We start from the raw sequence: 25,985 nt of genomic DNA on the forward strand, positions 1-25,985 counted from the left end.
ATGACGCTGCATGCTGCGAGCCGTGAAGCGCTCGGCCTCGCCGAGGAACGCCTCGGCGAGGTTCTGGCCGACGCGGGAGCCGATGCCGCCACGGTCGGCGACGAGCTGCTCTCGGTCGTCGACCTGCTGGACCGGGAGATCGGCCTCCGCCGGGCGGTGAGCGACGCCTCGGCGACGCCGGAAGCGCGCACCTCGCTGGTGCGCCGGCTGTTCGACGGCAAGCTGTCCGAACCGGCCCTCAAGGTGCTCGACGCCGTGGCGGGCAGCCGCTGGTCCAGCCCCCGTGAGCTGACCGACGGGCTCGAGTCGCTCGGCCGCTCGGCCCTGCTCACCTCGGCGGAGAAGACCGGGAACGTCGACACCGTCGAATCCCAGCTCTTCCAGGTCGCGCGGGTGGTGGCCCACCACCCCGAGCTCGAGGCCGCGCTGTCGGACCTGACCGGTCCCGCCGACGCCAAGCGCACGCTGGTGCGCGGGCTGTTCGCCGACAAGGTGGACGTGGTCACCGAGACCCTCGTCGAGCAGGTCGTGCGCCGGGCCAAGGGCCGCGGCGTCGGCGTCGGGCTCGACAAGCTGGTCCAGCTGGCCGCGGAGCGGCGTGAGCGTTCGGTCGCGTACGTGACCAGCGCGAGCGCCCTGTCCGACGAGCAGGTCGCTCAGCTGAGCGCGAAGCTCGACGCCATCTACGGGCGGCCGATCGCGCTGCACGTCGAGGTCGACCCCCGGCTCGGCGGCGGGCTCGTCGTCCGCGTCGGCGACGAGGTCATCGACGGGAGCGCGGCGGGCCAGCTCGCGGCGTTGCGCAGGCGGCTGGCCCGGGCATAGCGCCGGGGTCACACAAGACTTTGCATACTGGCAAGAACGAAGCGAGAGCGGGAAAGACATGGCCGAGCTGACGATCTCCTCGGATGAGATCCGTAGCGCGATCGAGAACTACGTCTCGAGTTACGCCCCGGACGTGAGCCGGGAAGAAGTTGGCACCGTGGTGGACGCCGGTGACGGCATCGCCCACGTCGAGGGCCTGCCCTCGGCCATGGCCAACGAGCTGCTCGAGTTCCCCGGCGGCGTCCTGGGCGTCGCCCTGAACCTGGACGCGCGCTCCATCGGTGCCGCGATCCTCGGTGACTTCGAAAGCATCGAAGAGGGCCAGCAGGTCAAGCGCACCGGCCAGGTCCTGTCGGTGCCGGTCGGCGACGGCTACCTCGGCCGCGTCGTCAACCCGCTGGGCCAGCCGATCGACGGCCTCGGCGACATCGAGACCAGCACCCGCCGCGCCCTGGAGCTGAAGGCCGCTTCGGTGGTCGAGCGCCAGCCGGTGTCGGAGCCGCTGCAGACCGGCATCACCGCCATCGACGCGATGACGCCGATCGGCCGCGGCCAGCGCCAGCTGATCATCGGTGACCGCAAGACGGGCAAGACCGCCGTCGCCGTGGACACGATCATCAACCAGAAGGCCAACTGGGAGACCGGCGACCCGAAGAAGCAGGTCCGCTGCATCTACGTCGCGGTCGGCCAGAAGGGCTCCACGATCGCCGCCGTGAAGAAGTCCCTCGAGGACGCCGGCGCGCTGGAGTACACCACCATCGTCGCGGCGCCCGCGTCCGACTCCGCCGGCTTCAAGTGGATCGCGCCGTACACCGGCTCGGCCATCGGCCAGCACTGGATGTACGAGGGCAAGCACGTCCTCATCGTGTTCGACGACCTCACCAAGCAGGCCGACGCCTACCGCGCGATCTCGCTGCTGCTGCGCCGCCCGCCGGGCCGCGAGGCGTTCCCCGGCGACGTCTTCTACTTGCACTCCCGCCTGCTGGAGCGCTGCGCGAAGCTGTCGGACGAGCTGGGTGCCGGCTCGCTGACCGGGCTGCCGATCATCGAGACCAAGGCCAACGACGTGTCGGCCTACATCCCGACGAACGTCATCTCGATCACCGACGGCCAGTGCTTCTTCCAGTCGGACCTGTTCAACGCCGGCCAGCGCCCGGCCATCGACGTGGGTATCTCGGTCTCCCGCGTGGGTGGTGCCGCGCAGGTCAAGGCGATGAAGTCGGTCTCCGGCTCGCTCCGCATCGACCTGTCGCAGTACCGCGAGCTGGAGGCCTTCGCGGCCTTCGCCTCCGACCTCGACGACGCCTCGAAGGCGCAGCTCGAGCGCGGTGCCCGCCTGTACGAGGTGCTCAAGCAGCCGCAGTACTCCCCGATCCCGGTCGAGGAGCAGGTCTGCACGGTGTGGCTGGGCACGAACGGCCACTACGACTCGGTCCCGACCGAGGACGTCCGCCGCTTCAACCAGGAGTTCCTGGACTCGGCCCGCCGCAAGCACGACGACATCCTGGGCGCGATCCGCGACTCCGGGAAGTTCGAGGACGAGACGGCCGACAAGCTGGTCGCCGCGGTCAACGAGTTCAAGAAGGAGTTCACCACCTCCGAGGGCAAGTCCCTGGTCGAGGCGGACGCCGACGCGATGGACGCCGACAAGGTCGGGCACGAGACCGTCAAGGTCAACAAGCCCGCCCCGAAGAAGTGAGCTGATAGCTCATGGCCGCACAACTCCGGGAACTCCGGTCGCGCATCAAGGCGACCAAGTCGATCGGCAAGATCACCAAGGCGATGGAGCTCATCGCCACCGCGCGCATCACCAAGGCGCGGGCGAAGGTCGCCGCTTCCCGGCCGTACGCGGACGAGATCACCAAGGTGCTCTCGGCGCTGGCCGGTGCGGCGGCCAACCTCGACCACCCCATGCTGGTCGAGCGCCCGAACCCGAAGCGGGCCGCCGTCCTGGTCGTGACCAGCGACAAGGGCCAGGCCGGTGGCTACAACTCCAACGTGCTGCGCGCGACCGAAGAGCTGCTCGCCCTGCTCCGCGAAGAGGGCAAGGAGCCGGAGGTCTACGTCACCGGCAACAAGGGGCTGAACTACTACCGGTTCCGCGGCCGCCCGGTCGTGAACAGCTGGACGGGCTTCTCCGACCAGCCGGGTTACGCCGACGCGGTCGCCGTCGGCGAAGCGCTGGTGGAGTCGTTCATGCGCGGCGCGGACGACGCGGACGGCAACGCCGACGGCGTCGCGGGTGTCGACGAGATCCACATCGTCTACACCGAGTTCGTGTCGATGCTGACGCAGCGGCCGACCGCCAAGCGCGTCGCGCCGCTCGAGGTCGAGTACACGGAGGAGGGCGAGGAGCGGAAGCCGGAGCCCGGCGAGCTGCTCCCCAGCTACGAGTTCGAGCCGAGTGCCGACAAGCTGCTGGACGCCCTCCTGCCGAAGTACATCAACACGCGGCTCTACGCGGCCATGCTCGAGTCCGCGGCGTCCGAACTGGCCGCCCGCCGGACCGCGATGAAGGCCGCGTCGGACAACGCGAACGAACTCGTGGGCAACCTGACGCGGGAGATGAACCAGGCCCGCCAGGCGCAGATCACCCAGGAGATCTCCGAAATCGTCGGTGGCGCGAACGCGCTCACCGCAGCAGGAAGTGATGATTGATGACCAGTACTGAAGCCCCGCGCGCCAAGGGGCGCATCGTGTCGGTGACCGGTCCGGTCGTCGACGTCGAGTTCCCGCGCGGTTCCGTGCCCGACCAGTTCAACGCCCTCAAGGTCGAGATCGAGTTCGAGCAGCTGCGCAAGACGGTGACCCTCGAGGTCGCCAGCCACCTGGGCGACAACCTCGTCCGCACGATTTCGCTCCAGCCGCAGGACGGCCTGGTCCGCGGCGCCGAGGTCACCGACACCGGTGGCCCGATCACGGTCCCGGTCGGCGACAAGGTCAAGGGCCACGTCTACAACGCCCTCGGCGAGTGCCTCGACGAGCCCGGCTACGGCGAGGACCTCGAGCGCTGGGGCATCCACCGCAACGCGCCGTCCTTCGACCAGCTCGAGGGCAAGACCGAGATGCTGGAGACCGGCCTGAAGGTCGTCGACCTGCTCACCCCGTACGTCCAGGGTGGCAAGATCGGCCTGTTCGGCGGCGCCGGCGTCGGCAAGACGGTGCTCATCAAGGAGATGATCACCCGCGTCGCCCGGAACTTCGGTGGTACCTCGGTGTTCGCCGGCGTCGGCGAGCGCACCCGTGAGGGCAACGACCTCTTCCTGGAGATGTCCGAGGACGGCGTCATCAACGACACCGCCCTGATCTTCGGCCAGATGGACGAGCCGCCGGGCACGCGCATGCGCGTCGCGCTGTCCGCGCTGACCATGGCGGAGTACTTCCGCGACGTCCAGAACCAGGACGTGCTGCTGTTCATCGACAACATCTTCCGGTTCACCCAGGCCGGCTCGGAGGTGTCGACCCTGCTGGGCCGCATGCCGTCCGCCGTGGGTTACCAGCCGACGCTGGCCGACGAGATGGGGCAGCTGCAGGAGCGGATCACCTCGACCCGGGGTCGGTCGATCACCTCGATGCAGGCGATCTACGTCCCCGCGGACGACTACACCGACCCGGCCCCGGCCGCGACGTTCGCCCACCTGGACGCCACCACCGAGCTCTCCCGGTCGGTGTTCCAGAAGGGCATCTTCCCGGCGGTGGACCCGCTGGCGTCGACGTCGACGATCCTCGACCCGGCCATCGTCGGTGAGGACCACTACCGGGTGGCTTCCGAGGTCATCCGGATCCTGCAGAAGTACAAGGAGCTGCAGGACATCATCGCGATCCTCGGTATGGACGAGCTCTCGGAAGAGGATAAGCTGACCGTTCAGCGCGCGCGCCGCATCGAGCGGTTCCTGTCGCAGAACATGCTGGTCGCCGAGGCGTTCACCCAGATCCCGGGCTCGACGGTGCCCCTCTCGGAGACCATCGAGTCGTTCGACCGCATCACCAAGGGTGACTTCGACCACTACCCGGAGCAGGCGTTCCTGGGTATCGGTGGCCTCGAAGACCTGGAGAAGAAGTACAAGGAAATCACCAAGAAGTGACTTCCCGAGGGCGGCGGGGGCAGTGTCCTATGTGGACTCAGGCCCCCGCCGTTCTCGTAGTCTGAGTCAGACCTATTACACTCGGTGGCAACACCCCGAGTTAAGGAGTGCTACGTGGCTGAGATGTCCGTGGAGCTGGTGGCCGTCGAGCGCCGTCTCTGGTCGGGTACTGCCACTTTCGTGGTGGCCCAGACCACCGAGGGCGAGATCGGCATCATGGCCGGTCACGAACCCGTGCTCGGGCAGCTCGTCGAGGGTGGCGTGGTCAAGGTGACGACCGCCGACGGCGAGACGGTCTGCGCGGCCGTGCACGGCGGGTTCCTCTCCGTGACCGGCACCGGGGTGAGCATCCTCGCCGAGAGCGCCGAGCTCTCCGACGAGATCGACGTCGAGGCGGCCAAGGCGGCCCTGACCGGGGACGATGAGACCGAGCGAGCGAGGGCCTCGGCCCAGCTCCGCGCCGCGGGCCAGTCGGCCTGAGCGCGAGACGGGCAGGAGCCGGGCCGTGAAGATCACCGTGGTCGTAGCAGGGCTCCTGATCGTGCTCGCGGTGCTGGCCGCCTGGTACGGCCAGCGGTGGATCCGGATGCGCCGCGGCGGGGGCGTGAGCGTCGCGCTGCGGTGGCGTCCGGACAACCCGCGGTCCAGTTGGCACCTGGGGCTGGGCCGCTACGAAGGCGACGAGTTCGTCTGGTACCGCGTGTGGAGCCTGCGGACCGGCGCCGACCGCGTCTTCCAGCGCGAAAGCATGCAGATCGCCGATCGCCGGGACCCGTCCGGCACCGAGGCCTACGCCGTTCCCGAGGGCTCGACCGTGCTGCGCTGTGAGTCGGAAACCCAGGAGGCGATCGAGATCGCCATGGGCCCGGGCGCGCTGACGGGGTTCCTCTCCTGGCTCGAGTCCGCCCCGCCCGGACACCGCCTCCCGCGAGCCTCCTGAACGCTGTCTCATTCCGAGACGGTCGTCCGCGCCTCGCGGGCTTACCGTGGAGGCCATGATTCTCATCGTGGTCAAGTGGCCGGTGAAGCCCGAGTACGCGGACTCCTGGCTGGACATCGTCGGGGACTTCACGCGCAGCACCCGGGCCGAGGCGGGCAACAAGTTCTTCGAGTGGTCCCGCAGCGTCGACGACAAGAACACGTACGTGCTGGTCGAGGGCTTCGAGGGCCAGGACGCGGCCGTCGCGCACGTCGGCTCGGAGCACTTCAAGACGGCGGTCGCGACGCTGGGTGAGTACATCTCCGACAACCCGCGGATCATCAACGTCCAGGACGCCTCGGACTGGGGCCCGATGGCCGAGATCTCCCCGCACTAAACTCGCCGTGTGACCCTCGTCGAGATCCCCGGTTCCAAGTCCGTCACCGCCCGTGGCCTGTTCCTGGCCGCCGCCGCGCACGGCACCACGACCCTCGGCCGCCCGCTGCACTCGGACGACACCGAGGGCTTCGCCGAGGGCCTGGTCAAGCTCGGCTACCGGGTCGACCGGCAGGCCGACGCCTGGACCATCGAGGGCCGCCCCGCGGGCCCGGGCGTCGCCGAAGCCGACGTCTTCTGCCGCGACGGCGCCACGACGGCCCGGTTCCTGCCCGCACTCGCCGCGGCCGGCACCGGGACGTTCCGCTTCGACGCGTCCGGCCAGATGCGCCGCCGCCCGCTCGGGCCGCTGACCGACGCCCTGCAGGAACTGGGCGTCGACCTCGAGTTCGGCGGCGAGCCGGGCCACCACCCGCTGACGGTCCGCGCGAACGGCATCAAGGGCGGTTCGCTGACCCTGGACGCGGGGCTGTCGTCGCAGTTCCTGACGGCGCTGCTGCTGGTCGGGCCGCTGACCGCGGAGGGCCTGCGGATCACGGTGACCGACCTCGTGTCGGTGCCGTACGTCGAGATCACGCTGGAGATGATGCGCCGCTTCGGCGTCGACGTCCGCCGCGAAGGGCAGACGTTCGTGGTCCCGGCGCAGCCGTACCGAGCGTCCGAGTACCCGGTGGAGCCGGACGCGTCGACGGCGAGCTACTTCCTCGCTGCGGCGGCGGTCACCGGCCGCACGGTGACCATCCCGGGTCTGGGTTCCGACGCGCTGCAGGGTGACGTGCGCTTCGCGGACGTGCTGCGGGAGATGGGCGCGCACGTTGAGCTAACGCCGGACTCGGTGACGGTCGCGGGGCCGTCGGACGGCCTGCGCGGCATCACGGTGAACATGCGCGACATTTCGGATACGGTCCCGACCCTGGCGGCGATCGCGCCGTTCGCCTCGGGCCCGGTCCGCATCGAGGACGTCTACAACACGCGCATCAAGGAGTGCGACCGGCTCGACGCGTGCGAGGAGAACCTGCGCGCGATGGGCATCGAGGTCGAGACGGGCCGCGACTGGATCGAAATCCAGCCGGGGCAGCCCACGGGCACCCTGGTGGCCTGCCGCCGCGACCACCGGATCGCGATGGCGTTCAGCATCACGGGCCTGCTGACCGAGGGCGTGACGCTGGACGACCCGGACTGCGTGAAGAAGACCTTCCCCGGCTTCCACCAGGCGCTGGGGACCCTGCGGCAGAGCTGGGGGATCTAGGCGGGCTGCCCGCCCGGCTGCCACAGGACGTCGCCGTCCGGGTTGGCCAGCCGGGCCAGGATGAACAGCAGGTCCGACAGCCGGTTCAGGTACTTGATCGCCACCGGGTTCGTCGTCTCCGGCTCGGCTTCGTGCAGGACCCAGGCCGACCGCTCCGCCCGGCGCGCCACCGTGCGGGCCTGGTGCAGGAACGCCGCACCCGGCGTGCCGCCCGGCAGGATGAACGACGTCAGCTTCGGCAGGCGCTCGTTGAACTCGTCGCACCAGCCTTCGAGCCGCTCGACGTACTTTTCGGTGATCCGCAGCGGCGGGTACGGCGGGTCGTCGGAGATCGGCAGGCAGAGGTCCGCGCCGACGTCGAAGAGGTCGTTCTGCACCGTGCGCAGCACGTCCGTCACCTCGGCCGGCAGCCCGCCGACCGCGATCGCCAGGCCGAGCACCGAGTTCGTCTCGTCGGTGTCCGCGTACGCGCCCAGCCGTGGGGACGTCTTCGGCACGCGGGACCCGTCGCCGAGCGCGGTCGTGCCGTTGTCGCCGACCTTCGTGTACACGCGGTTGATGCGAACGACCATGGACCCCACCATAGCGGCCCCCGCCCGGGCCGAATCCGGGCGAGAGGGCATGATTGGCGGCCATGAGCGAGCACTTCGACGTGCATGGCGGAGCCCGGCTGGTCGGCGAGGTCGACGTGGTCGGCGCCAAGAACAGCGTGCTGAAGCTGATGGCCGCCGCCCTCCTCGCCGAGGGCACCACGACCATCACGAACTGCCCGCAGATCCTCGACGTCCCGCTGATGGGCGACGTGCTGCGGAGCGTCGGCTGCGAGGTCGTCATCGAGGGCGACACCGCCACCATCACGACGCCGACCGAGCTGTCGCACCGCGCCGACTCGGCGGCCATGGGGAAGCTGCGCGCGTCCGTCTGCGTGCTGGGGCCGCTGGTCGGCCGGCTGAAGCAGGCCGTCGTGGCCCTGCCGGGCGGCGACGCGATCGGTTCGCGCCCGCTGGACATGCACCAGAACGGCCTGCGCAAGCTGGGCGCGACGAGCACGATCGAGCACGGCTGCGTCGTCGCGAAGGCGGAGACGCTGGTCGGCGCGCAGATCTGGCTGGACTTCCCGAGCGTCGGCGCGACCGAGAACATCCTGATGGCGGCCGTGCTGGCCGAGGGCACCACGGTCATCGACAACTGCGCGCGCGAACCCGAGATCGTCGACATCTGCACGATGCTCACCGAGATGGGCGCGAAGATCGAGGGTGCCGGGACCTCGACGCTGACCGTGCACGGCGTGGAGCAGCTGCACCCGACCACCCACAGCGTGATCGGCGACCGGATCGTCGGCGCCACCTGGGCGTTCGCCGCCTCGATGACCCGCGGGGACATCACCGTGCGCGGGGTCAACCCGCACCACCTCGACCTGGTGCTGAACAAGCTGCAGCTGGCCGGCGCGCACGTCGAGACCTACCACGACAAGGGTTTCCGCGTGGTCCAGCCCGAGCGCCCGAAGGCGGTCGACTGGGTGACGCTGCCGTACCCCGGTTTCGCGACCGACCTGCAGCCGTTCGCGGTGGCGCTGTCGGCGGTGTCGGAAGGCACGTCGATGATCACGGAGAACGTCTACGAGGCGCGCTTCCGGTTCATCGAGGAGATGATCAGGTTGTCGGGCGACGCCCGCACGGACGGCCACCACGCGGTGGTCCGCGGGGTCGAGAGGCTCTCGAGCGCGCCGGTCTGGGCGTCGGACATCCGCGCGGGCGCGGGCCTGGTGCTGGCCGGCCTGTGCGCCGAGGGCGTCACCGAGGTCTGGGACGTCTTCCACATCGACCGCGGCTACCCGCACTTCGTCGAGAACCTGAACCGCCTGGGCGCGAACATCAAACGCGTCACCGGCGACCCCGACCGGACGTGAGTCACCCCCGGGCCGGGGGCTCCGGGTGGCCCCGGCCCGGGGCGGAGCCCCGGTTGTCTCAGCCCTGCGCGCCCAGTGCGCGCAGGGCGTACTCGACCAGCCGGTCGACGTAGTCCGGCTCGGCGGGTGCCTGCCGGACGATCAGGCGCCAGTAGATCGGTGCGGCCAGCACGTCCAGCGCCATCTCCAGGTCGAGGTCTCCGGGCAGCTCGCCGCGCGCGACGGCCCGGCGCAGCATCACTTCGCCGACCTCACGCCGCGATCTGCCGATCTGCTCGCGCACGGTGCGGTTGCGCTCCGGGTTCCGCGCGTCCTCCGCGACGAGGTCCGGCAGGATCCGCGAGAACAGCGGGTGCGTCAGCCAGTCGATGAGGGCCTGCATCGTTTCGCGGAGATCGCCGCGCAGTGATCCGGTGTCGACCACGGCCGCGCGGGTCACGCTGAACTCCGTGACCACCGCGGCGATCATTTCGTCCTTCGACCGCCAGCGCCGGTAGAGCGCGCTCTTGCCGACCCCGGCGCGTTTCGCCACCGCCTCCATCGACAGCCGGCCGTAGCCCTGGCCGGCCAGTTCCTGCAGGACGGCGTCGGTGATCGCCTGCGTGACCTCGGGCTGGAGGACCGCGGCGCCGGTCGGGGTGCGTGCCATGGAGCGCAGTCTAGCGGGTGGACGGGACGGTACCGTCCCGTCTAGGCTTACGTCGGGACGGTACCGTATCGTCCAAACGTTGAAGGAGGCTGTGATGCGTGACTTCGTCGACCACGCGCTGGAGTTGCTGCTGAAGCACGACATGGCCGGGTTCGCCGAGCTCTGGGCCGAGGACGGCGTCCTCGAGTTCCCGTTCGCCGCGCCCGGTTACCCCCAGCGCGTCGAGGGGCGCGACGCGATCCGCGAATACCTGCGCGACTACCCGAACCTGCTGGACATCCGCGAAATCACGGCGAAGACCGTGCACGAAACCACCGACCCGGCCGTGGTCGTCGGCGAGTTCACCGTCGCCGGGGTCGTGGTGGCCACGCAGAAGCCGTACGAACTGTCGTACATCGCCGTGATCACCGTCGAGGACGGCGAGATCCGCCACTACCGCGACTACTGGAGCCCGCTCGCGGCGGCAAAGATCTTCGGCGGCGTCGAAGAGCTGACGGCGGCCTTCGGTGGCTGACGTCCTGGTCCTCGGGGGCACCGGCACGACCGGCCGCCGGGTCGTCGCGGGCCTGCGCGCGAACGGCGTCCCGGTGCGGGCCGCCACCCGCAAACCGGGCGAACCCGGCGAAGTCCGGTTCGACTGGACCGACCGGGCCACCCACGCCGACGCGTTGCGCGGTGTCTCCGGGGTGTACCTGCTGCCCCCGATCGGCGAAGTCGACCCCGTGCGGCTGGTGCGGCCTTTCTTGGCCGACGCCCTCGACGCGGGCGTGCGGCGGGTCGTCCTGCTCAGCTCGTCGGCCGTCACGTCGGACACCCCGGGCCTGGGCGACCTGCAGCGGCTGGTGCGTGCGGTGCCGGAGTGGGCGGTGCTGAAGCCGTCCTGGTTCATGCAGAACTTCACGGGTGCGCACCTGGTCGCCCAGGGCGTGCGGGACGGCGAAATCGTCACGGCCACCGGCGACGCCCGGGTCGCGTTCGTCGACGCCGGCGACATCGCGGCGGTCGCCGTCCGCGCGCTGACCGATCCGGTGCCGCACAACACCGACCACGTCCTGACCGGACCGGCCGCGTTGAGCTACGCCGAAGCCGCCGCGATCGTCTCGGCGCACCTCGGTCGCCCGGTGCGCCACCGCGCGGTCACCACCGCCGAGTTCGCCGAGCGCGTGACGGCGTCGGGGATTCCGGCCGAGTTCGCCCGCGTGCTCGCCGCCCTCGACGAAGACATCCGCCGCGGCGCCGAAGACCGCGTCACCCCGGTGGTCGAGCAGGTCACCGGGCGGCCGGCCCGATCGTTCGAAACCTTTGTGCGGGAGGAAATCCGATGAAGCAGCTGATGTTCGACGAGGACCCGCAGTTCTGGTTCGAAACCCTGCGCCTGTTCGGCCACGCGGCTTACGGCGGCGCGGACTTCGGCGAGGTCCTCGCGGCGGCGTCCACGGTGACCCCGGGCGACTACGACAGCTGGCACGACGCCTACCGCGCGCTGGCCGACCGGCTGTACGCCGAGGCGGCCGACGCCGGCCCGGTCACCGCGCGCGATCTCCTGCTGCGCGCGTCGACGTACTACTTTTCGTCGGAGTTCTTCCTGCACGGCGACCCGGCGGACCCGCGCATCGCGGCGGCGTACGACCGCAGCGTCGAGTGCTTCCGCCGCGCGGGTGTGGCCGAGTCCGTCGAAATCCCCTACGAGGGAACGGTTTTGCACGGCTACTTCTACCGCGCCCCGGGCGACGGCCCGAAGCCGTTGCTGATCATGCACAACGGGTTCGACGGCAGCGCCGAGGAACTGCACCACCTGGGCGCGGCGGCCGGCGCGGACCACGGCTACCACGTGCTGACGTTCGACGGGCCGGGCCAGCCGAGCGCGATCCGGCGGAACAAGCTCGTCTTCCGCCCGGACTGGGAGCACGTCGTCACGCCGGTGGTGGACTTCGCGCTGGGGATCGACGGAGTCGACCCGGCGCGGATCGCGCTGCTCGGCGTGAGCCTCGGCGGCGAGCTGGCCCCGCGCGCGGCCGCGTTCGAACCCCGCTTGGCGGCGGTGATCGCGGTGGACGGCGTGTACGACGCCGGAGCCGCGGTGACGTCGATGCTGCCGTGGCCGCGCGAAGAGATCGTGCGCCGGGCCCGTTCTACGGCGGACGAGGAGTTCGACGCGCTGCTCGCGGCGGGCCGCGAGAAGAGCTCGACGCTGCGCTGGGCGTGCGACCACGGCCGGTACGTCCTGGGCGCGGCGAGCGACCGCGAGTTCATCGCGAAGTACCTCGAGTACACCCTCGAAGGCGGGGTCGCGGAGAAGATCGCCTGCCCGGTCCTGGTGTGCGAAGCCGCGGACGACCTGTTCTTCGGCGGTGCGCAGGAGACCGAACCCCGGCGGCTGTACGCGCACCTGACCGCACCGAAGACGTTGCTGACGTTCACGGCGGAGGAGGGCGCCGACGCGCACTGCCACGTCGGCGCCCAGCGGCTCGCGACGGGCCGGATCTACGACTGGCTCGACCGGACGATCTAGCCTTCGAGAGCCAGCGCCGCCCCGAAGCCGACGAGGGCGGTGCCGGTGACGCCGTCGAGGGTGCGGCGGACCCGGCGCCGTTCCAGCCAGCTCCGGATGCGGTGCACGCCGGCGACGATGACGAGCTGCCAGAGCGTCGCCAGCACCCCGACGGTCACGGCGAGCAGCAACGACTCGGCGATCGTGGAGTCCGCGGTCAGGAACTGCGGCAGCATCGACAGGTAGAACACGAGGACCTTCGGGTTGGTGAGGTTGCCGAGGAACCCTTCCCGCCAGCGCCGTCCGCTGTGGGGCCGGGTGTCGGCGAGGGTGCGGTAGTCCCCGCGCCAGGCGGCGATCAGCGCCTTGACCCCGAGGTAGGCGAGGTAAGCCGCCCCGGCCCACTTCAGGGTGACGAAGACGGGCTCGGCGCGCACGATCACGGCACCGAGCCCGAGCGCGGCGGCGAGGCCCTGGACGAGGTTGCCGGACCCGATGCCCAGCGCGGTGAGGACACCGCCCCGCCGGCCGCCGGCGAGGGAGTTCTTGAGCACGAGGGCGGTGTCCGGCCCCGGCACGATCAGCACGAGCACGACGAAAAGCACGTACGTGCCGTAAGTTCCCCAGGTCATGGCCCCAGGTTAGGCCTCGAGGGCGAGCGCTGCGCCGAATCCCACCAACGCGGCACCCGTGACGCCGTCCATCGCCCGCCGGACCTTCCGCCGCTGCAGCCGGCCCCGGACCCGGTGCACGAACAACAGCAGCAGCACCTGCCACACCACGCCCAGCGCCGCCACCGTGTACGCCAGCAGCAGCGCGTCGGCCTGGCCGGTCACCCCCGGGGTCAGGAACTGCGGCAGCACCGACAGGTACAGCACGATCACCTTGGGGTTGGTGATGTTGGAAAGGAACCCTTCGCGGAACCGCCGTCCGCGGGAGGCACCGGCCTTCCGGACGTCGTCGAGGGCCTCGTAGTCGCCGCGCCAGGCGCCGCGGAGGGCTTGGACGCCGAGGAAGACGAGGTAGGCCGCGCCGAGCCACTTCACCGTCTCGAACACCGGCTGGTAGCGCGTGATCACCGCGCCGAGGCCGAGCGCCGCCGCCGTGCCCTGCAGGAAGTTCGCGACGGTGATCCCGGCGCACGCCCAGCCGCCGCCGCGGGCGCCGCCCGTCAACGCGTTCTTGAGCACGACCATCGTGTCCGGGCCGGGCATCATCGCCAGCAAAGCCATCATCCCCGCGAAACCGGCGTAGGTGCTCCAGCTCATCAGGACTCCAGAGCCAGCGCGGCGCCGAAGCCGAGCAGCGCGGTCCCGGTGACGCCGTCGAGGGCCCGGCGCACCCGGCGGCGCTCCAGCCACACCCGTACGCGGTGCACGAACGCCAGCAGCACCAGCAGCCACACCACGCCGAGCACGGCGACGGTGTACGCCAGCGCCAGCGCGTCCGCCGTCGTCGTCCGCGCCGGGTCGAGGAACTGCGGCAGCACGGACAGGTACAGCACCAGCACCTTCGGGTTGGTGATGTTGGACAGGAAGCCTTCGCGGAAGCGCCGGAAGCCGCCGCCCCGGCGCCGCTGGGCCGCTTCGACGACGTAGTAGTTGCCGCGGAACGCGCCGCGCAGCGCCTGGACGCCGAGGAAGACGAGGTAGGCCGCACCGGCCCACTTGAGCGCGAGGAACACCGGCTGCGACCGGGCGACGAGGACGCCGAGCCCGAGCGCCGCGGCGCTGCCCTGCACGGCGTTGCCGGTGAAGATGCCGAGCGACGCGAGCAGGCCGCCCCGGAATCCGCCGGACAGCGCGTTCTTCAGCATGACCATCGTGTCGGGCCCCGGCGCGAGGACGATCAGGACCACGATGACCAGGTAACTCCCGTACGAACTCCACGTCACGGCTGCACGCTAACCGACGGGGCCGGGCCCGGTCTCGCGGATTTCGGTCACGTCGGTTCGCCGCCGCTTCGCGGCCGTGCGAGACCGGCCGGGCACAGCTGGTGCCCGAGCACGCGCGGGACTCGGCGGGAGGGCCGCCGGCGGAGTAGTGTTCGGCCATGTCACCAGGGGAGATCGAGCTTTCGCCCGGGGAACGCGTGCTCTGGGCGGGCGAGCCGGTCCAGCGGCCGCTCTACGTCGCCGCGGACGGGGTGCTCGCGCTCGCCGGGCTGGTTCTCGCCGTCGCCGCGCTCTGGTTCCTGCTCACGCGCGAGCCGAGCGGCGGCACCATGGCCGCGGCGGTGGTCGTGCTGGTGCTCGGCCTCTACGGCGCGGTCGGCCGGTCGGTCGTCCGGTACCTCGCGCTCGGGCGCACGACGTACGCCGTCACCGACAGCCGGATCATCGCGCGCTCGGGCCTGTTCCGGCAGAAGGAACGCTCCAGCGAACTGGCCGGCCTGCCGGCGCCGGCGCTCAAGGCGGGACCGTCCCGCACCGGGACCCTCTCCTTCGGCGGACCGGGCACGGTGACGCTGATGGGCATCGGCGAGCCCAAGCGGGTCCGCGACCTGCTCACCAAGGCGATCGACGAGGCCAAGGCCCGCCAGGCGCCGCCGGAAGCGGGCAGTTCGGCCGCCTGAGAAGGGCAACCCGCACGGCATCCCGGAGCGTCAGCCCGGTAAAGGGAGGTCGCGGTGGCGGAGCCGAACATCGTCCTGGAGCCGGGTGAGCGGGTGCTGTGGTCGGGACGGCCGCAACGGATCGCCCTGACGGGCCCCGAGTGGTACCGGCTCGCCTTCGGCTCGGTCCTCGTGGTCGTGGTGTTCGCCGCGCACGGGGTGCCGTTCGTGACCGGTCCGGTTCCGCTCGTCGACGGGGCTGTCGTCTTGTGCGGGATCGCGGTCACCTGGGTACCGGTGGGCAGGCGGGTGTGGGTGACCCGCCGCGCGGTGTACGCGGTGACCGACGAGCGGATCGTCGTGGCCGACCGCGTCACCGGACGCACACGCGCCTCGGAGTACCGGAGCGCGTTGGCGCCGGCGGTCGTCCGGATCGGCCGGGACGGCACCGCCACGCTCACCTTCACGCGCTGGGACGCCCCCGGCAACGCGCTCGGTGTTCCGATGCGGAGACGGCCCCCCGCGATCCAGCTGTTCGCGGTGCCGGCGGTCGAGCAGCTCCGCGTGCTGACCGAGCCGGGCCCGCACTGACGTCACCCGGACGTGTCCGATTCCACTGCCTCCGTAAGTTACCGGCCGGTACACTCGACGAAACGTCCACCGCCGGAGGTGCCCAGTGCCGTACCCAACGGACCGCGAGCGAGACCGACCGTGGGTGATGCGGACCTACGCGGGGCACTCCTCCGCGGCCGCGTCGAACGAGCTCTACCGGCGCAACCTCGCGAAGGGGCAGACCGGCCTTTCGGTCGCCTTCGACCTGCCCACCCAGACCGGCTACGACCCCGACCACCAGCTCTCCCGCGGCGAGGTCGGCAAGGTCGGCGTGCCGGTGTCGCACATCGGCGACATGCGGCGGCTCTTCGACGGCATCCCGCTCGCCGAAGCGAACACGTCGATGACCATCAACGCGCCGGCCATGTGGCTGCTCGCGCTGTACGTCTCCGTGGCGCGCGAGCAGGCCGAAGCCGAGGGCCGGGACGTCGACGAAGTCCTCGCGAAGCTCACCGGCACCACGCAGAACGACATCATCAAGGAGTACCTGTCCCGCGGGACCTACATCTTCCCGCCCGGGCCCAGCCTGCGGCTGATCACCGACGTGATCGCCTGGACCGTGCACCACGTGCCGAAGTGGAACCCGATCAACATCTGCAGCTACCACCTGCAGGAAGCCGGGGCGACCCCGACGCAGGAGGTCGCGTACGCGCTGTGCACCGCGATCGCCGTGCTCGACGCCGTCCGCGACTCGGGCCAGGTCGACGCGGCCGACATGGTCAAGGTCGTCGCGCGGATCTCCTTCTTCGTCAACGCCGGCGTCCGGTTCGTCGAGGAGATGGCCAAGATGCGCGCGTTCACCGCGCTCTGGGACGAGCTCACGCGGGACCGTTACGGCGTAACGGATCCCAAGGCCCGCCGGCTGCGCTACGGCGTGCAGGTCAACTCGCTCGGGCTGACCGAGGCGCAACCGGAGAACAACGTCCAGCGGATCGTGCTGGAGATGCTCGCGGTGTCGCTCTCCCGCGGCGCCCGCGCCCGCGCGATCCAGCTGCCGGCGTGGAACGAGGCCCTCGGCCTGCCGCGGCCGTGGGACCAGCAGTGGGCGCTGCGGATGCAGCAGGTGCTCGCTTTCGAGACCGACCTGCTGGAGTACGAGGACATCTTCGACGGCTCGCACGTCATCCAGGCCAAGGTCGACGAGATCATGGCGGGCGCCCGCGAGGAGATCGCCCGGGTGCAGGACCTCGGCGGCGCGGTCGCTGCGGTCGAGAGCGGCTACATGAAGTCGCAGCTGGTCGCTTCGCTGGCCGAGTACCGCCGCGAGATGGAGAACGGCGAGCGGGTCCTGGTCGGTGTCAACAAGTTCGAGACGACCGAGCCGTCGCCGCTGCAGGCCGAGGGCGCGAAGGCGATCGAGACGATCGACCCGGAGGTCGAGAAGGACGCCGTCGCGGCGCTCGAGGACTGGCGGGGCCGGCGCGACAACGAGGCCGTCGAGCGGACGCTGGCCGCGCTGCGGGAGCGCGCGCAGACGACGGAAAACCTCTTCGAGGCCACTGTGGACTGTGCGCGGGCCGGCGTGACCACCGGCGAGTGGGCCGGCGCGCTGCGCGAGGTGTTCGGCGAATACCGGGCGCCCACCGGCGTTTCCGCCGCGGCGAGCGGCGGCGGCGACCCGGAGATCGAGCGCGTCCGCGCGCGGGTGCGGGAGACCGAGGCGGAGCTGGGCGAGCGGCTGCGGATCCTGGTCGGCAAGCCCGGCCTCGACGGGCACTCCAACGGCGCCGAGCAGGTCGCCGTCCGGGCGCGCGACGTCGGCTTCGAGGTCGTCTACCAGGGCATCCGGCTGACGCCCGAGCAGATCGTCGCGGCCGCGGTGCAGGAAGGCGTGCACGTCGTCGGGCTCTCCGTGCTCTCCGGCTCGCACCTCGAAGTGGTCCCGCACGTCGTCGACGGCCTGCGGGCCGCGGGGGCGGGCGACGTGCCGGTGATCGTCGGCGGGATCATCCCGCCGGACGACGCCGCGCTGCTGGCCGAACGCGGCATCGCCCGGGTGTTCACGCCGAAGGACTACGAGCTCACCGGGATCATGGACGGCATCGTTTCGCTGGTCCGGGAGCGCACCGGGCTCAGCTGAGCCCGGCCAGGACGTCCTTTGTGGATTTCACGGTGGCGAACTGGTTGGCCAGGTTCGCCGCCGTGACGCGGTACAGCTCGTCCGCGCTCACTTCCGGGAGGTCGAAGGTGAACGTGGCGTCGAGGGCGAACGTCACGTCGTAGCCGAGGTTCCCGCCCATCCGGGCGGTCGTCTCGCAGCAGAAGTTCGTCTGGATCCCCGCCACGACGATGCTCGTGATCCCGCGCTTGCGCAGCCACGCGTCGAGGTCGACGTCACCGAGGAACGCCGAGTTGACCTGCTTGCCGAAGACGAGGTCCGGCCGGGCGCCGTCGAGCTCGGGCTTGAAGTCGTTGCCCGGCTGACCCGGCCGCAGCGGCGAGTCCGGCTTGGGCGAGTCGTGGTGCACGAGCACCATCGGGAGCCGCCGCTCCTGCCAGGCGTCGAGCAACGCCTTGATGTTGGCTTCGGCGCCGGGGTTGTTGCGCGGGCCCCAGAACTCCGGGTCGTCGAACCCGCGCTGGACGTCGATCAGGATCAGTGCCGTTTCGGTCATGGCGTCGAGTTTCACGCCCACCGGCGGCGGAGGGGAGTGGCAGAAGACGCGCGATGCGGTACTTTCCTGCCATGCGCACCATCGGCGTCCTCCTGCTGCCGGGCACCCGGATGTTCGACCTCGCGGTGATCGGCGAGGTCTGGGGCCAGGACCGCACCGACAGCGGGATCGGCCCGTTCACCGTGCGGCTGTGCAGCGCGGGCCGCGTCCGCACGGCCGTGTCGCCGTTCGGCGACGTCGCGGCCACGCACGGGCTGGCCGGCCTCGACGGCTGCGACCTCGTGCTGGCGCCGGGCCGTGACGACCCCCTCGCGCCGGTGCCCGCGGCGGCGGTCACGGGGCTGCGGCGGGCGCACCGGGCCGGGGCGACCGTCGCCGGGTTGTGCTCCGGCGCGTTCACCCTCGCCGCCGCCGGCCTGCTCGACGGCCGCCCGGCGACCACGCACTGGCGCGATCTGGACGCCCTCGCCCGCGTTGCGCCGCGGGCGGACCTGCAGCGTGACGTGCTCTACACCGACGACGGCGGTGTGCTCACGTCCGCGGGGGTCGTCGGCGGCCTCGACCTCTGCCTGTACCTGGTCCGCCGCGACCACGGCGCCGACGTCGCCGCCGCGCTCGCCCGCCGGCTGGTGATGCCCCCGGCGCGCGAAGGCGGGCAGCGCCAGTACGTCGACCACCCCCGGCCGCCGTCGGCGGCCCAGCCCGGCATGGCGTCCACAATGGACTGGGCGCTGGCCCGCCTCGGCTCCGGGATCGGCGTCGAGGACCTGGTGGGCCACGCGCGGATGAGCGAGCGGACGTTCCACCGCGAGTTCGCCGCGGCCACCGGCGTGACACCGGGGCGCTGGCTGCGCGTCCAGCGCGTCCGGTACGCGCAGCGCCTGCTGGAGACGACGTCCCTGCCGGTCGAGCGCGTGGCCGAGCGCTCCGGGCTGGGGACGGCGGCCAACCTGCGGCGGCGGATGCGCGCCGAAGTCGGCGTCGGGCCGGACAGCTACCGGCGCACCTTCCGAGCGGCTACCGTCGGGGCATGTACCAGCACCTTCTCGTGAAGCGGGACGGCGACACCGTCACGATCACCATGAACCGCGCGGCGCGGCGCAACTCGCTGTCCGCGGAGCACCTCGCCGAGCTGCTCGCCGCGTTCCGCGAGGCGGGGACGACCGACGCGACCGGCGTCGTGCTGGCCGGCGACGGCCCGGTGTTCTCCGCCGGGCACGACTTCGCCGACGTCGCCGCGCGTGACCTGATGGGCGTGCGCGAGCTGCTCGCGCTGTGCACGGACCTGATGAAGACCATGCAGTCGATCCCGCAGGTGGTGATCGCGCGGGTGCACGGCCTGGCCACCGCGGCGGGCTGCCAGCTGGTGGCGTCGTGCGACCTGGCCGTGGCGGCCGAGTCGGCCGGCTTCGCGCTGCCGGGCGGCAAGGGCGGCTGGTTCTGCCACACGCCGGCGGTCCCGGTGGCGCGCTCCATCGGCCGCAAGCGCCTGATGGAGCTGGCGCTGACCGGCGACGTCATCGACGCGGCGACGGCACTCGACTGGGGCCTGGTCAACCGGGTAGTCCCCGACGAGCAGCTCGACGACGCCGTCGCGGACTTGCTGGCCCGGGCGACGCGCGGCAGCCGCGCGAGCAAAGCGATGGGCAAGGTGACGCTGTACGCCCAGCTCGACCGGCCGGAAGCCGACGCGTACGCGATCGCCCTGGAGGTCATGGCCGCGGCGTCGCAGCTGCCCGGGGCCCGCGAAGGCATGGCGGCGTTCCTGGAGAAGCGCAAGCCCTCCTGGCCCGACTGACCCCGAGCCGCACTTCCCTGAGCGAAGTGCGGCTTTTCGCGGCCAGGCGGCCATACCATACGGTATGGTATGGCCATGGCGAGCAATCGGGACTGGCTGGAAGCGGGGCTGGTGCTGCTGGCCGAACAGGGGGCGCCGTCGGTGACCATCGAGCGGCTCGCCGACCGCCTCGGGCTGTCGAAGGGCTCGTTCTACCACCACTTCAAGGGCATGAGCGGCTACCGCACGGCGCTGCTGGAGCACTTCGAAGCCGAACGCACGACGCGGTTCGTGGAGCTGGCCGAGCAGGCGCAAGGTGACCGCCTGCGCGCGCTCATGGACCTCGTGCTCGCGCCGGGACCCGGCCCCGAGCTCGAGATCGCCGTCCGGGCCTGGGCCCTGCAGGACGCCGAGGCCCGCACGGTCCAGGAACGCATCGACCGCACCCGCACCGACTACCTCACCGAGCTCTGCGGCGACGCCGGGCTCGGTCAGGCGCTCTACCTGGTCGTCGTCGGGGCCGGGCAGGTCGTGCCACCGCTGTCCGGCCGCCGGCTCCGGAGCGCGCTCGAACTAGTACTGGGGAGAAGCAAATGACCGAACCGTTCGCCGAAGGTGCGGACTACGTCGAGTTCAAGGAGATCGCGAGCGAGAACACCCTGCGCGAGTTCGTCGCCGGCGTGTTCGGCTGGTCGCCGGCCTGGGTCAAGGCCCTGTTCGGCGCCCGGTACCTGCTCGCGAAGGCGCTGCGGCTGGAGACCGCTTCGGTGCCGCGGACCGGCCGGCTCCGGCCCGAGGACATCGGGTTCGCGCCCGGCGACCGGGTCGCGTTCTTCACCGTCCGGGCCGGCGACCCCGAGCGTTACCTCGTCGCGGGCGTCGACGACAGTCACCTGACCGGGTACCTGACGGTCGAAGCGGTGCCCCGCGGGTTCCGGCTGGGCACGCTCGTGCACTTCCACAACCGTGTCGGGCCGGCCTACTTCGCGCTGATCAAGCCGTTCCACCACCTGGTGATCCGGGGGATGCTCAAGGCCGGTGCCGCTCGAAGAGCATGAGCTGGGCCCACGCGGCGATCGACTGGGCGTCGGTGATCTCGCCGGCGAGGATCATCTTGTCGACGTCGGCGCGCGCGAACCACGCGCTGCGCATGTCCTGCTCCTCGAGTTCGCGTTCCGGCTCGCCCTCGCTGATGTCCGTGGCGAGGAACACCCAGCCGCGCTGGCTGCTCATGCCGGCGGCGACGTCGAGCTTGCCGAGCGGCACCATCGAGCCGGCCCGCAACCCGGTCTCTTCGCGCAGCTCCCGCACGGCGAGTTCGGCCGGCGGCACGTCCGCGAGCTCCGGCGCGGTGCCCTGCGGGAACTCCCAGCGCCGTTCGCCCAGCGGGTAGCGGAACTGCTCGACCAGCCGGAACCGGTCGCCGTCCTGGGCGACGACCAGGGCGTAGTCCGGCTTGTCGATCACGCCGTAGATACCCGCCGAGCCGTCGGGGCGGCGGATCTCATCCTCCCGCACCGTCATCCAGTTGTTCCGGTACACCTCGCGGGACGCGACACGCTGAATGGGGTCCACGCGCCCAGTATCACCGACCCTGTCCTACCCTCCTCGGGTGCGTCTCGTGATCGCGCGGTGCCAGGTCGACTACGCCGGCCGGCTGACCGCCCACCTGCCGATGGCCACCCGCCTGTTGCTCGTCAAGTCCGACGGCTCGGTGTCGGTGCACTCCGACGACCGTGCGTACAAGCCGTTGAACTGGATGAGCCCGCCGTGCTGGCTGATCGAGGACGGCAAGCTCTGGATCGTCGAGAACAAGCAGGGCGAGAAGCTGGTGATCTCGATCGACGAGGTCTTCCACGACCACGCCCAGGCCCTGGGCGCGGAGCCGGGCCTGCAGAAGGACGGCGTCGAGGCGCACCTGCAGGAACTGCTGGCCGAGCACATCAAGACCCTCGGCGACGGCTACACGCTGGTCCGCCGCGAATTCCCGACGGCGATCGGCCCGGTCGACATCATGGCCCGCGACGCCGACGGCCGGTCGGTGGCGGTCGAAATCAAGCGCCGCGGCGAAATCGACGGCGTCGAGCAGCTGACGCGCTACCTGGAGCTGCTCAACCGCGACCCGCTCCTGGCGCCGGTGCAGGGCGTGTTCGCGGCCCAGATCATCAAGCCCCAGGCCCGCACGCTGGCCGAGGACCGCGGCATCCGCTGCCTCACGCTCGACTACGACGAGCTCCGCGGCATCGAGTCCGACGAGTTCCGGCTCTTCTGACGTGTCCGACGTGGAGCCGGGCCGCTACGTCCACCACAAGGGCGGCGAGTACGAGGTGATCGGCGTCGCCCGGCACAGCGAGACCGAAGAGGAGCTCGTGGTCTACCGGGCGCTCTACGGCGAGCGCGGGCTGTGGGTGCGCCCGAAGGCGATGTTCGCCGAGCCGGTCGAGACGGCCGGTGGGCGCGTGCCGCGGTTCCGGCGCGTGGCGAACTGACCTCGGTTCGCGCAGCGGGCCGGTCGCCCGGCCGGCCGTTGAAAAATTGACCTTCCGGTCGCCCGAAGGGGTGGTCTCGGGGCCGATACCGAATCGATGCGGAAATCGAGGTATCTGATTCGCGCATTGTGACTCCGCCAGGAAATCGTCAACCCGATAGGCGCGTGCGCGGTGAGCGGATACTTTTCCACCGCCATTCTTGCGCTGTTCGGGTGAGCTCGGGATCTCATTCCCGGTCGCCGTGCGACACTCGGATCGAGGGGTTCCGCCGGTGCGTCCGGCGTGGCCGGAGGGTGGTGCGCTCGGCCGTTTCTTCTTCGTCGTACCAACGGTTCAGTCCGCCTTCGAGCTCGTGGTGTGCATGCCATCCGGCCGGCGTGCGCGCATTTTTCGCCTGCACGGAGGAGGAGTCATGCGTTATCGCCCACTGGGTTCCGATCCGGCCGACCCGCGCCTGGGCCGGTTCATTCCGGACGACTGGCGGCACGTGGAAAGGTATCCGCTCGGCGCGCTGGCCGACGAGGACCGGCCCACCCGCTCGCCGGTCGTGATCGGGGTCAACTGGTACTCGGCGTTCGACCAGCCGGAACAGGACGAGACGTCCGGCGAGTTCTTCGTCGCGAAGGCCGGCGTCAAGAAACTGGGCCACATCCGCGGCGGCCACTGCGTCTGCCTCGAGCCGGGCGGCACCCCGGACACCGACGCCTGGTACGCGTTCTACGACCAGGGCCACGAAGGCGCCTGCGTCGGCTTCGGCTGGTCGCGGTGCATGTCGATCTTCAACGGCAGCGAGTACGCGGCCCGCTGGCTCTGGGACGCGGCCAAGCTGCGCGACGAGTGGCCCGCGACCAACCCCGGCGACGAGAACGGCACGTCGGTCCGCGCCGCGGCCGAGGTGCTCAAGGACAGCGGGCACGTCCTGTGGGACGACTCCTACGCCGCCGACGACTGGCAGGCCCGGGAGAAGTACACGCCCGAGGCCAAGCAGGGCATCAAGGCGTTCCGCTGGGCGAAGTCGGTCGACGACGTGCACGCCGTGCTCGCCAACCCGCGGGCCGACGAACTCGGCGCCGTCCCGATCCTCAATTCCTGGGGCCCGGGTTACCCGCACCGGACCTACCTGCCCGACGAAGTGCTGGCCCACCTGATCGGCGAGGACGGCGAGGTCGCCGTACCGACCGATCGCTGATCCCGGCCGCTCCCGCGGCGCATGGGACGAAGGCGCGTTTCCCCTGGTGAGAGCCGGGGGAGACGCGCCTTCTGACCATTGTGGACAGGTCAGCGTGCCGACCCTGAATCCATGCAGTACTGTCCGGATCCGACAGGACGGTGGTGATTCCTGTCGGATCTTGTCCTGTTCGAAGAGGAACTGCCGGAGGTGGGTCGGGTGCTCGTCCTAGCCGATGCGAACCTGCGACTCGACGCGAGCGCGATCGACTACATCGAGTTGGCGTTCTACTTCGTGCTCGTGCTCGGCATCGGGTACCTGGCGCGGCGGCAGGTGTCGAGCAGCCTCGACTTCTTCCTGTCGGGCCGGTCGCTGCCCGCCTGGGTCACCGGCCTGGCGTTCATCTCGGCGAACCTCGGCGCGGTCGAGGTCATGGGCATGTCGGCCAACGGCGCCCAGTACGGCCTGCCGACCGTGCACTACTTCTGGATCGGCGCCATCCCGGCGATGCTGTTCCTCGGCATCGTGATGATGCCCTTCTACTACGGCTCGAAGGTCCGCAGCGTCCCCGAGTTCATGCGGCGGCGCTTCGGCAAGCCGGCCCACCTGGTCAACGGCATCAGCTTCGCCGCCGCGCAGATCCTGATCGCAGGCGCGAACCTCTTCCTGCTGGCCAGCGTGGTGAACCTGCTGCTGGGCTGGCCGCTGTGGGTGTCGATCATCGTCGCCGCCGCGATCGTGCTCTCCTACACCGCGCTCGGCGGCCTTTCCGCCGCGATCTACAACGAGGTCCTGCAGTTCTTCGTCATCGTCATCGCGCTGGTGCCGCTGACGATCATCGGCCTGGTCAAGGTCGGCGGCTGGCAGGGCCTGGTCGACAAGGTGACCAACAGCCCCGGCGGCACCGCGCAGCTGCACTCGTGGCCCGGTGACAACCTGACCGGCTTCGGCAACAGCCTGCTTTCGGTGCTGGGCATCGTCTTCGGTCTCGGGTTCGTGCTCTCCTTCGGCTACTGGACGACGAACTTCGTCGAAGTCCAGCGGGCGATGGCGTCGAAGAGCATGTCGGCCGCGCGGCGCACGCCGATCATCGGCGCGTTCCCGAAGATGTTCGTCCCGTTCATCGTGATCATCCCCGGCATGATCGCCGCGGTCAGCGTGTCCGAGTACGTCAAGGACAAGCAGGTGCTGCTCGACGGGGGCAAGGCCGCAAGCGGCGTCACCTTCAACAACGCGCTCCTGCTGCTGATGCGCGACCTGCTGCCGAACGGCATGCTCGGCATCGCCATCGCCGGTCTGCTCGCGTCCTTCATGGCCGGCATGGCGGCGAACCTGAGCTCGTTCAACACCGTCTTCACGTACGACATCTGGCAGACGTACGTGAAGAAGGACAAGCCGGACGGCTACTACCTGAACCTGGGCCGCGTGGTGACCTCGGCCGGCACGATCCTCGCGATCGGCACCGCGTTCATCGCGTCGAACTCCGGCAACATCCTGAACTACCTGCAGGACCTGTTCTCCTTCTTCAACGCGCCGCTGTTCGCGACGTTCATCCTTGGCATGTTCTGGAAGCGGATGACGCCGCACGCCGGCTGGAGTGGCCTGGTGTTGGGTACGGCCTCCGCGATCACGATCTGGGGCCTGTCCCAGAAGGGCGTGATCGGCCTGGAGGGTCAGGGCACCAGCTTCGTGGCCGCCGGCGTCGCCTTCGTGGTCGACATCGTGGTGAGCGTCGTCGTCTCGCTGGTGACCAAGCCGAAGCCGGACGAGGAGCTGGTCGGCCTGGTCTACTCGCTCACGCCGAAGGAAACCCGCCAGCACGACTCGACCGGTGAAAACGCGGGCTGGTACCGCAAGCCGGGCCTGCTCGCCGGCATCGTGCTCGTCCTGACCATCGCCCTGAACGCCATCTTCTAGGAGGTCGGAATGGCTACCGAGTCGCAGCCGCGCGCACACAAGGCAGGCACCTTCGACATCCGGCTGATCATCGCCCTGCTGATCGGCGTCTACGGCATCATCCTCACCGTCATGGGCCTCTGGTTCACCTCCGACGAGGAGATCAAGAAGGCGGCCGACGTCAACATCAACCTGTGGGCCGGGATCGGCATGCTGGTGGTCGCCGCGCTGTTCATTCTCTGGGCCGTGATCCGCCCGCTCGTCGTGCCGGCGGACACCGAGACGGAGACCGGCGACACACCCGCGGTGGCGGGCGAATAGCCGGGTTGTCCGGACAGCGGCGCGCAGGTGC

31 protein-coding genes are annotated in these 25,985 nt (G+C 70.6%); 24 read left to right on the forward strand and 7 right to left on the reverse strand.

The window, feature by feature from the left end:
• The 8 genes from ACLJOU_RS15490 (at window position 1) to aroA (ending at window position 7,474) form a co-directional block, all read left to right on the forward strand.
• On the forward strand, window positions 1-825 hold the full coding sequence (locus ACLJOU_RS15490; RefSeq protein WP_410567845.1) for a F0F1 ATP synthase subunit delta: 825 nt from the start codon (window positions 1-3) through the stop codon (window positions 823-825).
• A 58-nt stretch (window positions 826-883) separates the two neighbouring features.
• A complete protein-coding gene (gene atpA / locus ACLJOU_RS15495) occupies window positions 884-2,524 on the forward strand; it encodes a F0F1 ATP synthase subunit alpha (protein WP_410567847.1) in 1,641 nt (546 codons plus the stop codon).
• 11 nt (window positions 2,525-2,535) lie between these two features.
• Window positions 2,536-3,483 (forward strand): F0F1 ATP synthase subunit gamma, encoded by a 948-nt coding sequence (locus ACLJOU_RS15500; RefSeq protein WP_410567849.1) that lies wholly within the window; start codon window positions 2,536-2,538, stop codon window positions 3,481-3,483.
• Complete coding sequence (gene atpD / locus ACLJOU_RS15505; protein ID WP_091317407.1) at window positions 3,483-4,910, forward strand: F0F1 ATP synthase subunit beta; 1,428 nt, start codon at window positions 3,483-3,485, stop codon at window positions 4,908-4,910. Before ACLJOU_RS15500 ends, atpD begins: the two co-directional genes overlap by 1 nt.
• Before the next feature lie 114 nt (window positions 4,911-5,024).
• Window positions 5,025-5,390 (forward strand): F0F1 ATP synthase subunit epsilon, encoded by a 366-nt coding sequence (locus tag ACLJOU_RS15510; protein WP_410567851.1) that lies wholly within the window; start codon window positions 5,025-5,027, stop codon window positions 5,388-5,390.
• A 25-nt stretch (window positions 5,391-5,415) separates the two neighbouring features.
• The gene (locus ACLJOU_RS15515) at window positions 5,416-5,850 is read left to right on the forward strand and encodes a DUF2550 domain-containing protein (protein WP_410567853.1); all 435 of its coding nucleotides are present in this window, start codon (window positions 5,416-5,418) and stop codon (window positions 5,848-5,850) included.
• A 55-nt stretch (window positions 5,851-5,905) separates the two neighbouring features.
• Window positions 5,906-6,226 (forward strand): putative quinol monooxygenase, encoded by a 321-nt coding sequence (locus ACLJOU_RS15520; protein WP_093948208.1) that lies wholly within the window; start codon window positions 5,906-5,908, stop codon window positions 6,224-6,226.
• Window positions 6,227-6,235: 9 nt separating this feature from the next.
• A complete protein-coding gene (aroA, locus tag ACLJOU_RS15525; RefSeq protein ID WP_410567855.1) occupies window positions 6,236-7,474 on the forward strand; it encodes a 3-phosphoshikimate 1-carboxyvinyltransferase in 1,239 nt (412 codons plus the stop codon).
• Here aroA and ACLJOU_RS15530 read toward each other — a convergent pair.
• Window positions 7,471-8,046, reverse strand: a complete 576-nt coding sequence (locus ACLJOU_RS15530; RefSeq protein ID WP_410567857.1) for a cob(I)yrinic acid a,c-diamide adenosyltransferase — start codon at window positions 8,044-8,046, stop codon at window positions 7,471-7,473. The two genes, aroA and ACLJOU_RS15530, sit on opposite strands and share 4 nt — an antisense overlap.
• A gap of 62 nt (window positions 8,047-8,108) precedes the next feature.
• Here ACLJOU_RS15530 and murA point away from each other — a divergent pair, with 62 nt between their 5' ends.
• Window positions 8,109-9,383: a UDP-N-acetylglucosamine 1-carboxyvinyltransferase gene (murA, locus tag ACLJOU_RS15535; protein ID WP_410567859.1), complete on the forward strand. Its 1,275-nt coding sequence runs from the start codon at window positions 8,109-8,111 to the stop codon at window positions 9,381-9,383.
• Between the two features lie 58 nt (window positions 9,384-9,441).
• On the opposite strand, the gene ACLJOU_RS15540 is transcribed toward murA, so the two are convergent.
• Window positions 9,442-10,032: a TetR/AcrR family transcriptional regulator gene (locus tag ACLJOU_RS15540; RefSeq protein WP_410567861.1), complete on the reverse strand. Its 591-nt coding sequence runs from the start codon at window positions 10,030-10,032 to the stop codon at window positions 9,442-9,444.
• 94 nt (window positions 10,033-10,126) lie between these two features.
• On the opposite strand from ACLJOU_RS15540, the gene ACLJOU_RS15545 reads away from it, so the two are divergent.
• Genes ACLJOU_RS15545 through ACLJOU_RS15555 form a run of 3 tightly spaced genes read left to right on the forward strand, consistent with a single transcriptional unit; the run spans window position 10,127 to window position 12,544 of the window.
• Complete coding sequence (locus ACLJOU_RS15545) at window positions 10,127-10,546, forward strand: nuclear transport factor 2 family protein (RefSeq protein WP_410567863.1); 420 nt, start codon at window positions 10,127-10,129, stop codon at window positions 10,544-10,546.
• Complete coding sequence (locus tag ACLJOU_RS15550; protein WP_410567865.1) at window positions 10,539-11,357, forward strand: NAD(P)H-binding protein; 819 nt, start codon at window positions 10,539-10,541, stop codon at window positions 11,355-11,357. Before ACLJOU_RS15545 ends, ACLJOU_RS15550 begins: the two co-directional genes overlap by 8 nt.
• Window positions 11,354-12,544, forward strand: a complete 1,191-nt coding sequence (locus tag ACLJOU_RS15555) for an alpha/beta hydrolase family protein (RefSeq protein ID WP_410567867.1) — start codon at window positions 11,354-11,356, stop codon at window positions 12,542-12,544. Before ACLJOU_RS15550 ends, ACLJOU_RS15555 begins: the two co-directional genes overlap by 4 nt.
• Here the strand turns inward: ACLJOU_RS15555 and ACLJOU_RS15560 are convergent.
• Genes ACLJOU_RS15560 through ACLJOU_RS15570 form a run of 3 tightly spaced genes read right to left on the reverse strand, consistent with a single transcriptional unit; the run spans window position 12,541 to window position 14,417 of the window.
• Window positions 12,541-13,155 carry a LysE family translocator gene (locus tag ACLJOU_RS15560; RefSeq protein ID WP_410567869.1) on the reverse strand — a complete coding sequence of 205 codons (615 nt, stop codon included), beginning with the start codon at window positions 13,153-13,155 and terminating at the stop codon, window positions 12,541-12,543. The genes ACLJOU_RS15555 and ACLJOU_RS15560 overlap by 4 nt on opposite strands.
• A gap of 9 nt (window positions 13,156-13,164) precedes the next feature.
• Entirely contained in the window at window positions 13,165-13,791 is a 627-nt protein-coding gene (locus tag ACLJOU_RS15565) for a LysE family translocator (RefSeq protein WP_410567871.1), read from the reverse strand.
• Window positions 13,791-14,417: a LysE family translocator gene (locus ACLJOU_RS15570; protein WP_410567873.1), complete on the reverse strand. Its 627-nt coding sequence runs from the start codon at window positions 14,415-14,417 to the stop codon at window positions 13,791-13,793. Before ACLJOU_RS15570 ends, ACLJOU_RS15565 begins: the two co-directional genes overlap by 1 nt.
• A gap of 158 nt (window positions 14,418-14,575) precedes the next feature.
• Here ACLJOU_RS15570 and ACLJOU_RS15575 point away from each other — a divergent pair, with 158 nt between their 5' ends.
• The 3 genes from ACLJOU_RS15575 (at window position 14,576) to ACLJOU_RS15585 (ending at window position 17,768) form a co-directional block, all read left to right on the forward strand.
• A complete protein-coding gene (locus ACLJOU_RS15575; protein WP_410567875.1) occupies window positions 14,576-15,097 on the forward strand; it encodes a PH domain-containing protein in 522 nt (173 codons plus the stop codon).
• A gap of 54 nt (window positions 15,098-15,151) precedes the next feature.
• Entirely contained in the window at window positions 15,152-15,667 is a 516-nt protein-coding gene (locus ACLJOU_RS15580) for a hypothetical protein (RefSeq protein WP_410567876.1), read from the forward strand.
• Between the two features lie 85 nt (window positions 15,668-15,752).
• Window positions 15,753-17,768, forward strand: a complete 2,016-nt coding sequence (locus tag ACLJOU_RS15585) for a protein meaA (protein WP_410567878.1) — start codon at window positions 15,753-15,755, stop codon at window positions 17,766-17,768.
• On the opposite strand, the gene ACLJOU_RS15590 is transcribed toward ACLJOU_RS15585, so the two are convergent.
• Window positions 17,761-18,303 carry a cysteine hydrolase family protein gene (locus ACLJOU_RS15590; protein WP_410567880.1) on the reverse strand — a complete coding sequence of 181 codons (543 nt, stop codon included), beginning with the start codon at window positions 18,301-18,303 and terminating at the stop codon, window positions 17,761-17,763. The genes ACLJOU_RS15585 and ACLJOU_RS15590 overlap by 8 nt on opposite strands.
• A gap of 71 nt (window positions 18,304-18,374) precedes the next feature.
• Here ACLJOU_RS15590 and ACLJOU_RS15595 point away from each other — a divergent pair, with 71 nt between their 5' ends.
• The 4 genes from ACLJOU_RS15595 (at window position 18,375) to ACLJOU_RS15610 (ending at window position 21,138) form a co-directional block, all read left to right on the forward strand.
• Window positions 18,375-19,355, forward strand: a complete 981-nt coding sequence (locus ACLJOU_RS15595) for a GlxA family transcriptional regulator (protein WP_410567882.1) — start codon at window positions 18,375-18,377, stop codon at window positions 19,353-19,355.
• A complete protein-coding gene (locus ACLJOU_RS15600; RefSeq protein WP_410567884.1) occupies window positions 19,334-20,101 on the forward strand; it encodes an enoyl-CoA hydratase-related protein in 768 nt (255 codons plus the stop codon). Before ACLJOU_RS15595 ends, ACLJOU_RS15600 begins: the two co-directional genes overlap by 22 nt.
• A gap of 75 nt (window positions 20,102-20,176) precedes the next feature.
• A complete protein-coding gene (locus ACLJOU_RS15605; protein WP_410567886.1) occupies window positions 20,177-20,677 on the forward strand; it encodes a TetR/AcrR family transcriptional regulator in 501 nt (166 codons plus the stop codon).
• A complete protein-coding gene (locus ACLJOU_RS15610; protein ID WP_410567888.1) occupies window positions 20,674-21,138 on the forward strand; it encodes a DUF2867 domain-containing protein in 465 nt (154 codons plus the stop codon). Before ACLJOU_RS15605 ends, ACLJOU_RS15610 begins: the two co-directional genes overlap by 4 nt.
• On the opposite strand, the gene ACLJOU_RS15615 is transcribed toward ACLJOU_RS15610, so the two are convergent.
• Window positions 21,110-21,655, reverse strand: coding sequence for an NUDIX domain-containing protein (locus ACLJOU_RS15615; RefSeq protein ID WP_410567890.1), 546 nt, complete (start codon window positions 21,653-21,655; stop codon window positions 21,110-21,112). The two genes, ACLJOU_RS15610 and ACLJOU_RS15615, sit on opposite strands and share 29 nt — an antisense overlap.
• A gap of 37 nt (window positions 21,656-21,692) precedes the next feature.
• Between ACLJOU_RS15615 and nucS the strand changes: the two genes are divergently transcribed.
• The 5 genes from nucS (at window position 21,693) to ACLJOU_RS15640 (ending at window position 25,954) form a co-directional block, all read left to right on the forward strand.
• A complete protein-coding gene (gene nucS / locus ACLJOU_RS15620; protein ID WP_410567891.1) occupies window positions 21,693-22,352 on the forward strand; it encodes an endonuclease NucS in 660 nt (219 codons plus the stop codon).
• Between the two features lies 1 nt (window position 22,353).
• Window positions 22,354-22,569: a DUF1653 domain-containing protein gene (locus tag ACLJOU_RS15625; RefSeq protein WP_410567893.1), complete on the forward strand. Its 216-nt coding sequence runs from the start codon at window positions 22,354-22,356 to the stop codon at window positions 22,567-22,569.
• Window positions 22,570-22,981: 412 nt separating this feature from the next.
• The gene (locus ACLJOU_RS15630; RefSeq protein ID WP_410567895.1) at window positions 22,982-23,758 is read left to right on the forward strand and encodes a hypothetical protein; all 777 of its coding nucleotides are present in this window, start codon (window positions 22,982-22,984) and stop codon (window positions 23,756-23,758) included.
• 198 nt (window positions 23,759-23,956) lie between these two features.
• A complete protein-coding gene (locus tag ACLJOU_RS15635; protein WP_410567897.1) occupies window positions 23,957-25,654 on the forward strand; it encodes a sodium:solute symporter family protein in 1,698 nt (565 codons plus the stop codon).
• A gap of 9 nt (window positions 25,655-25,663) precedes the next feature.
• Window positions 25,664-25,954, forward strand: a complete 291-nt coding sequence (locus tag ACLJOU_RS15640; RefSeq protein WP_410567899.1) for a hypothetical protein — start codon at window positions 25,664-25,666, stop codon at window positions 25,952-25,954.
• The last annotated feature ends 31 nt before the right edge of the window (window positions 25,955-25,985 follow it).

Source organism: Amycolatopsis sp. cmx-4-61, assembly GCF_046548775.1.
Lineage (GTDB): Bacteria > Actinomycetota > Actinomycetes > Mycobacteriales > Pseudonocardiaceae > Amycolatopsis.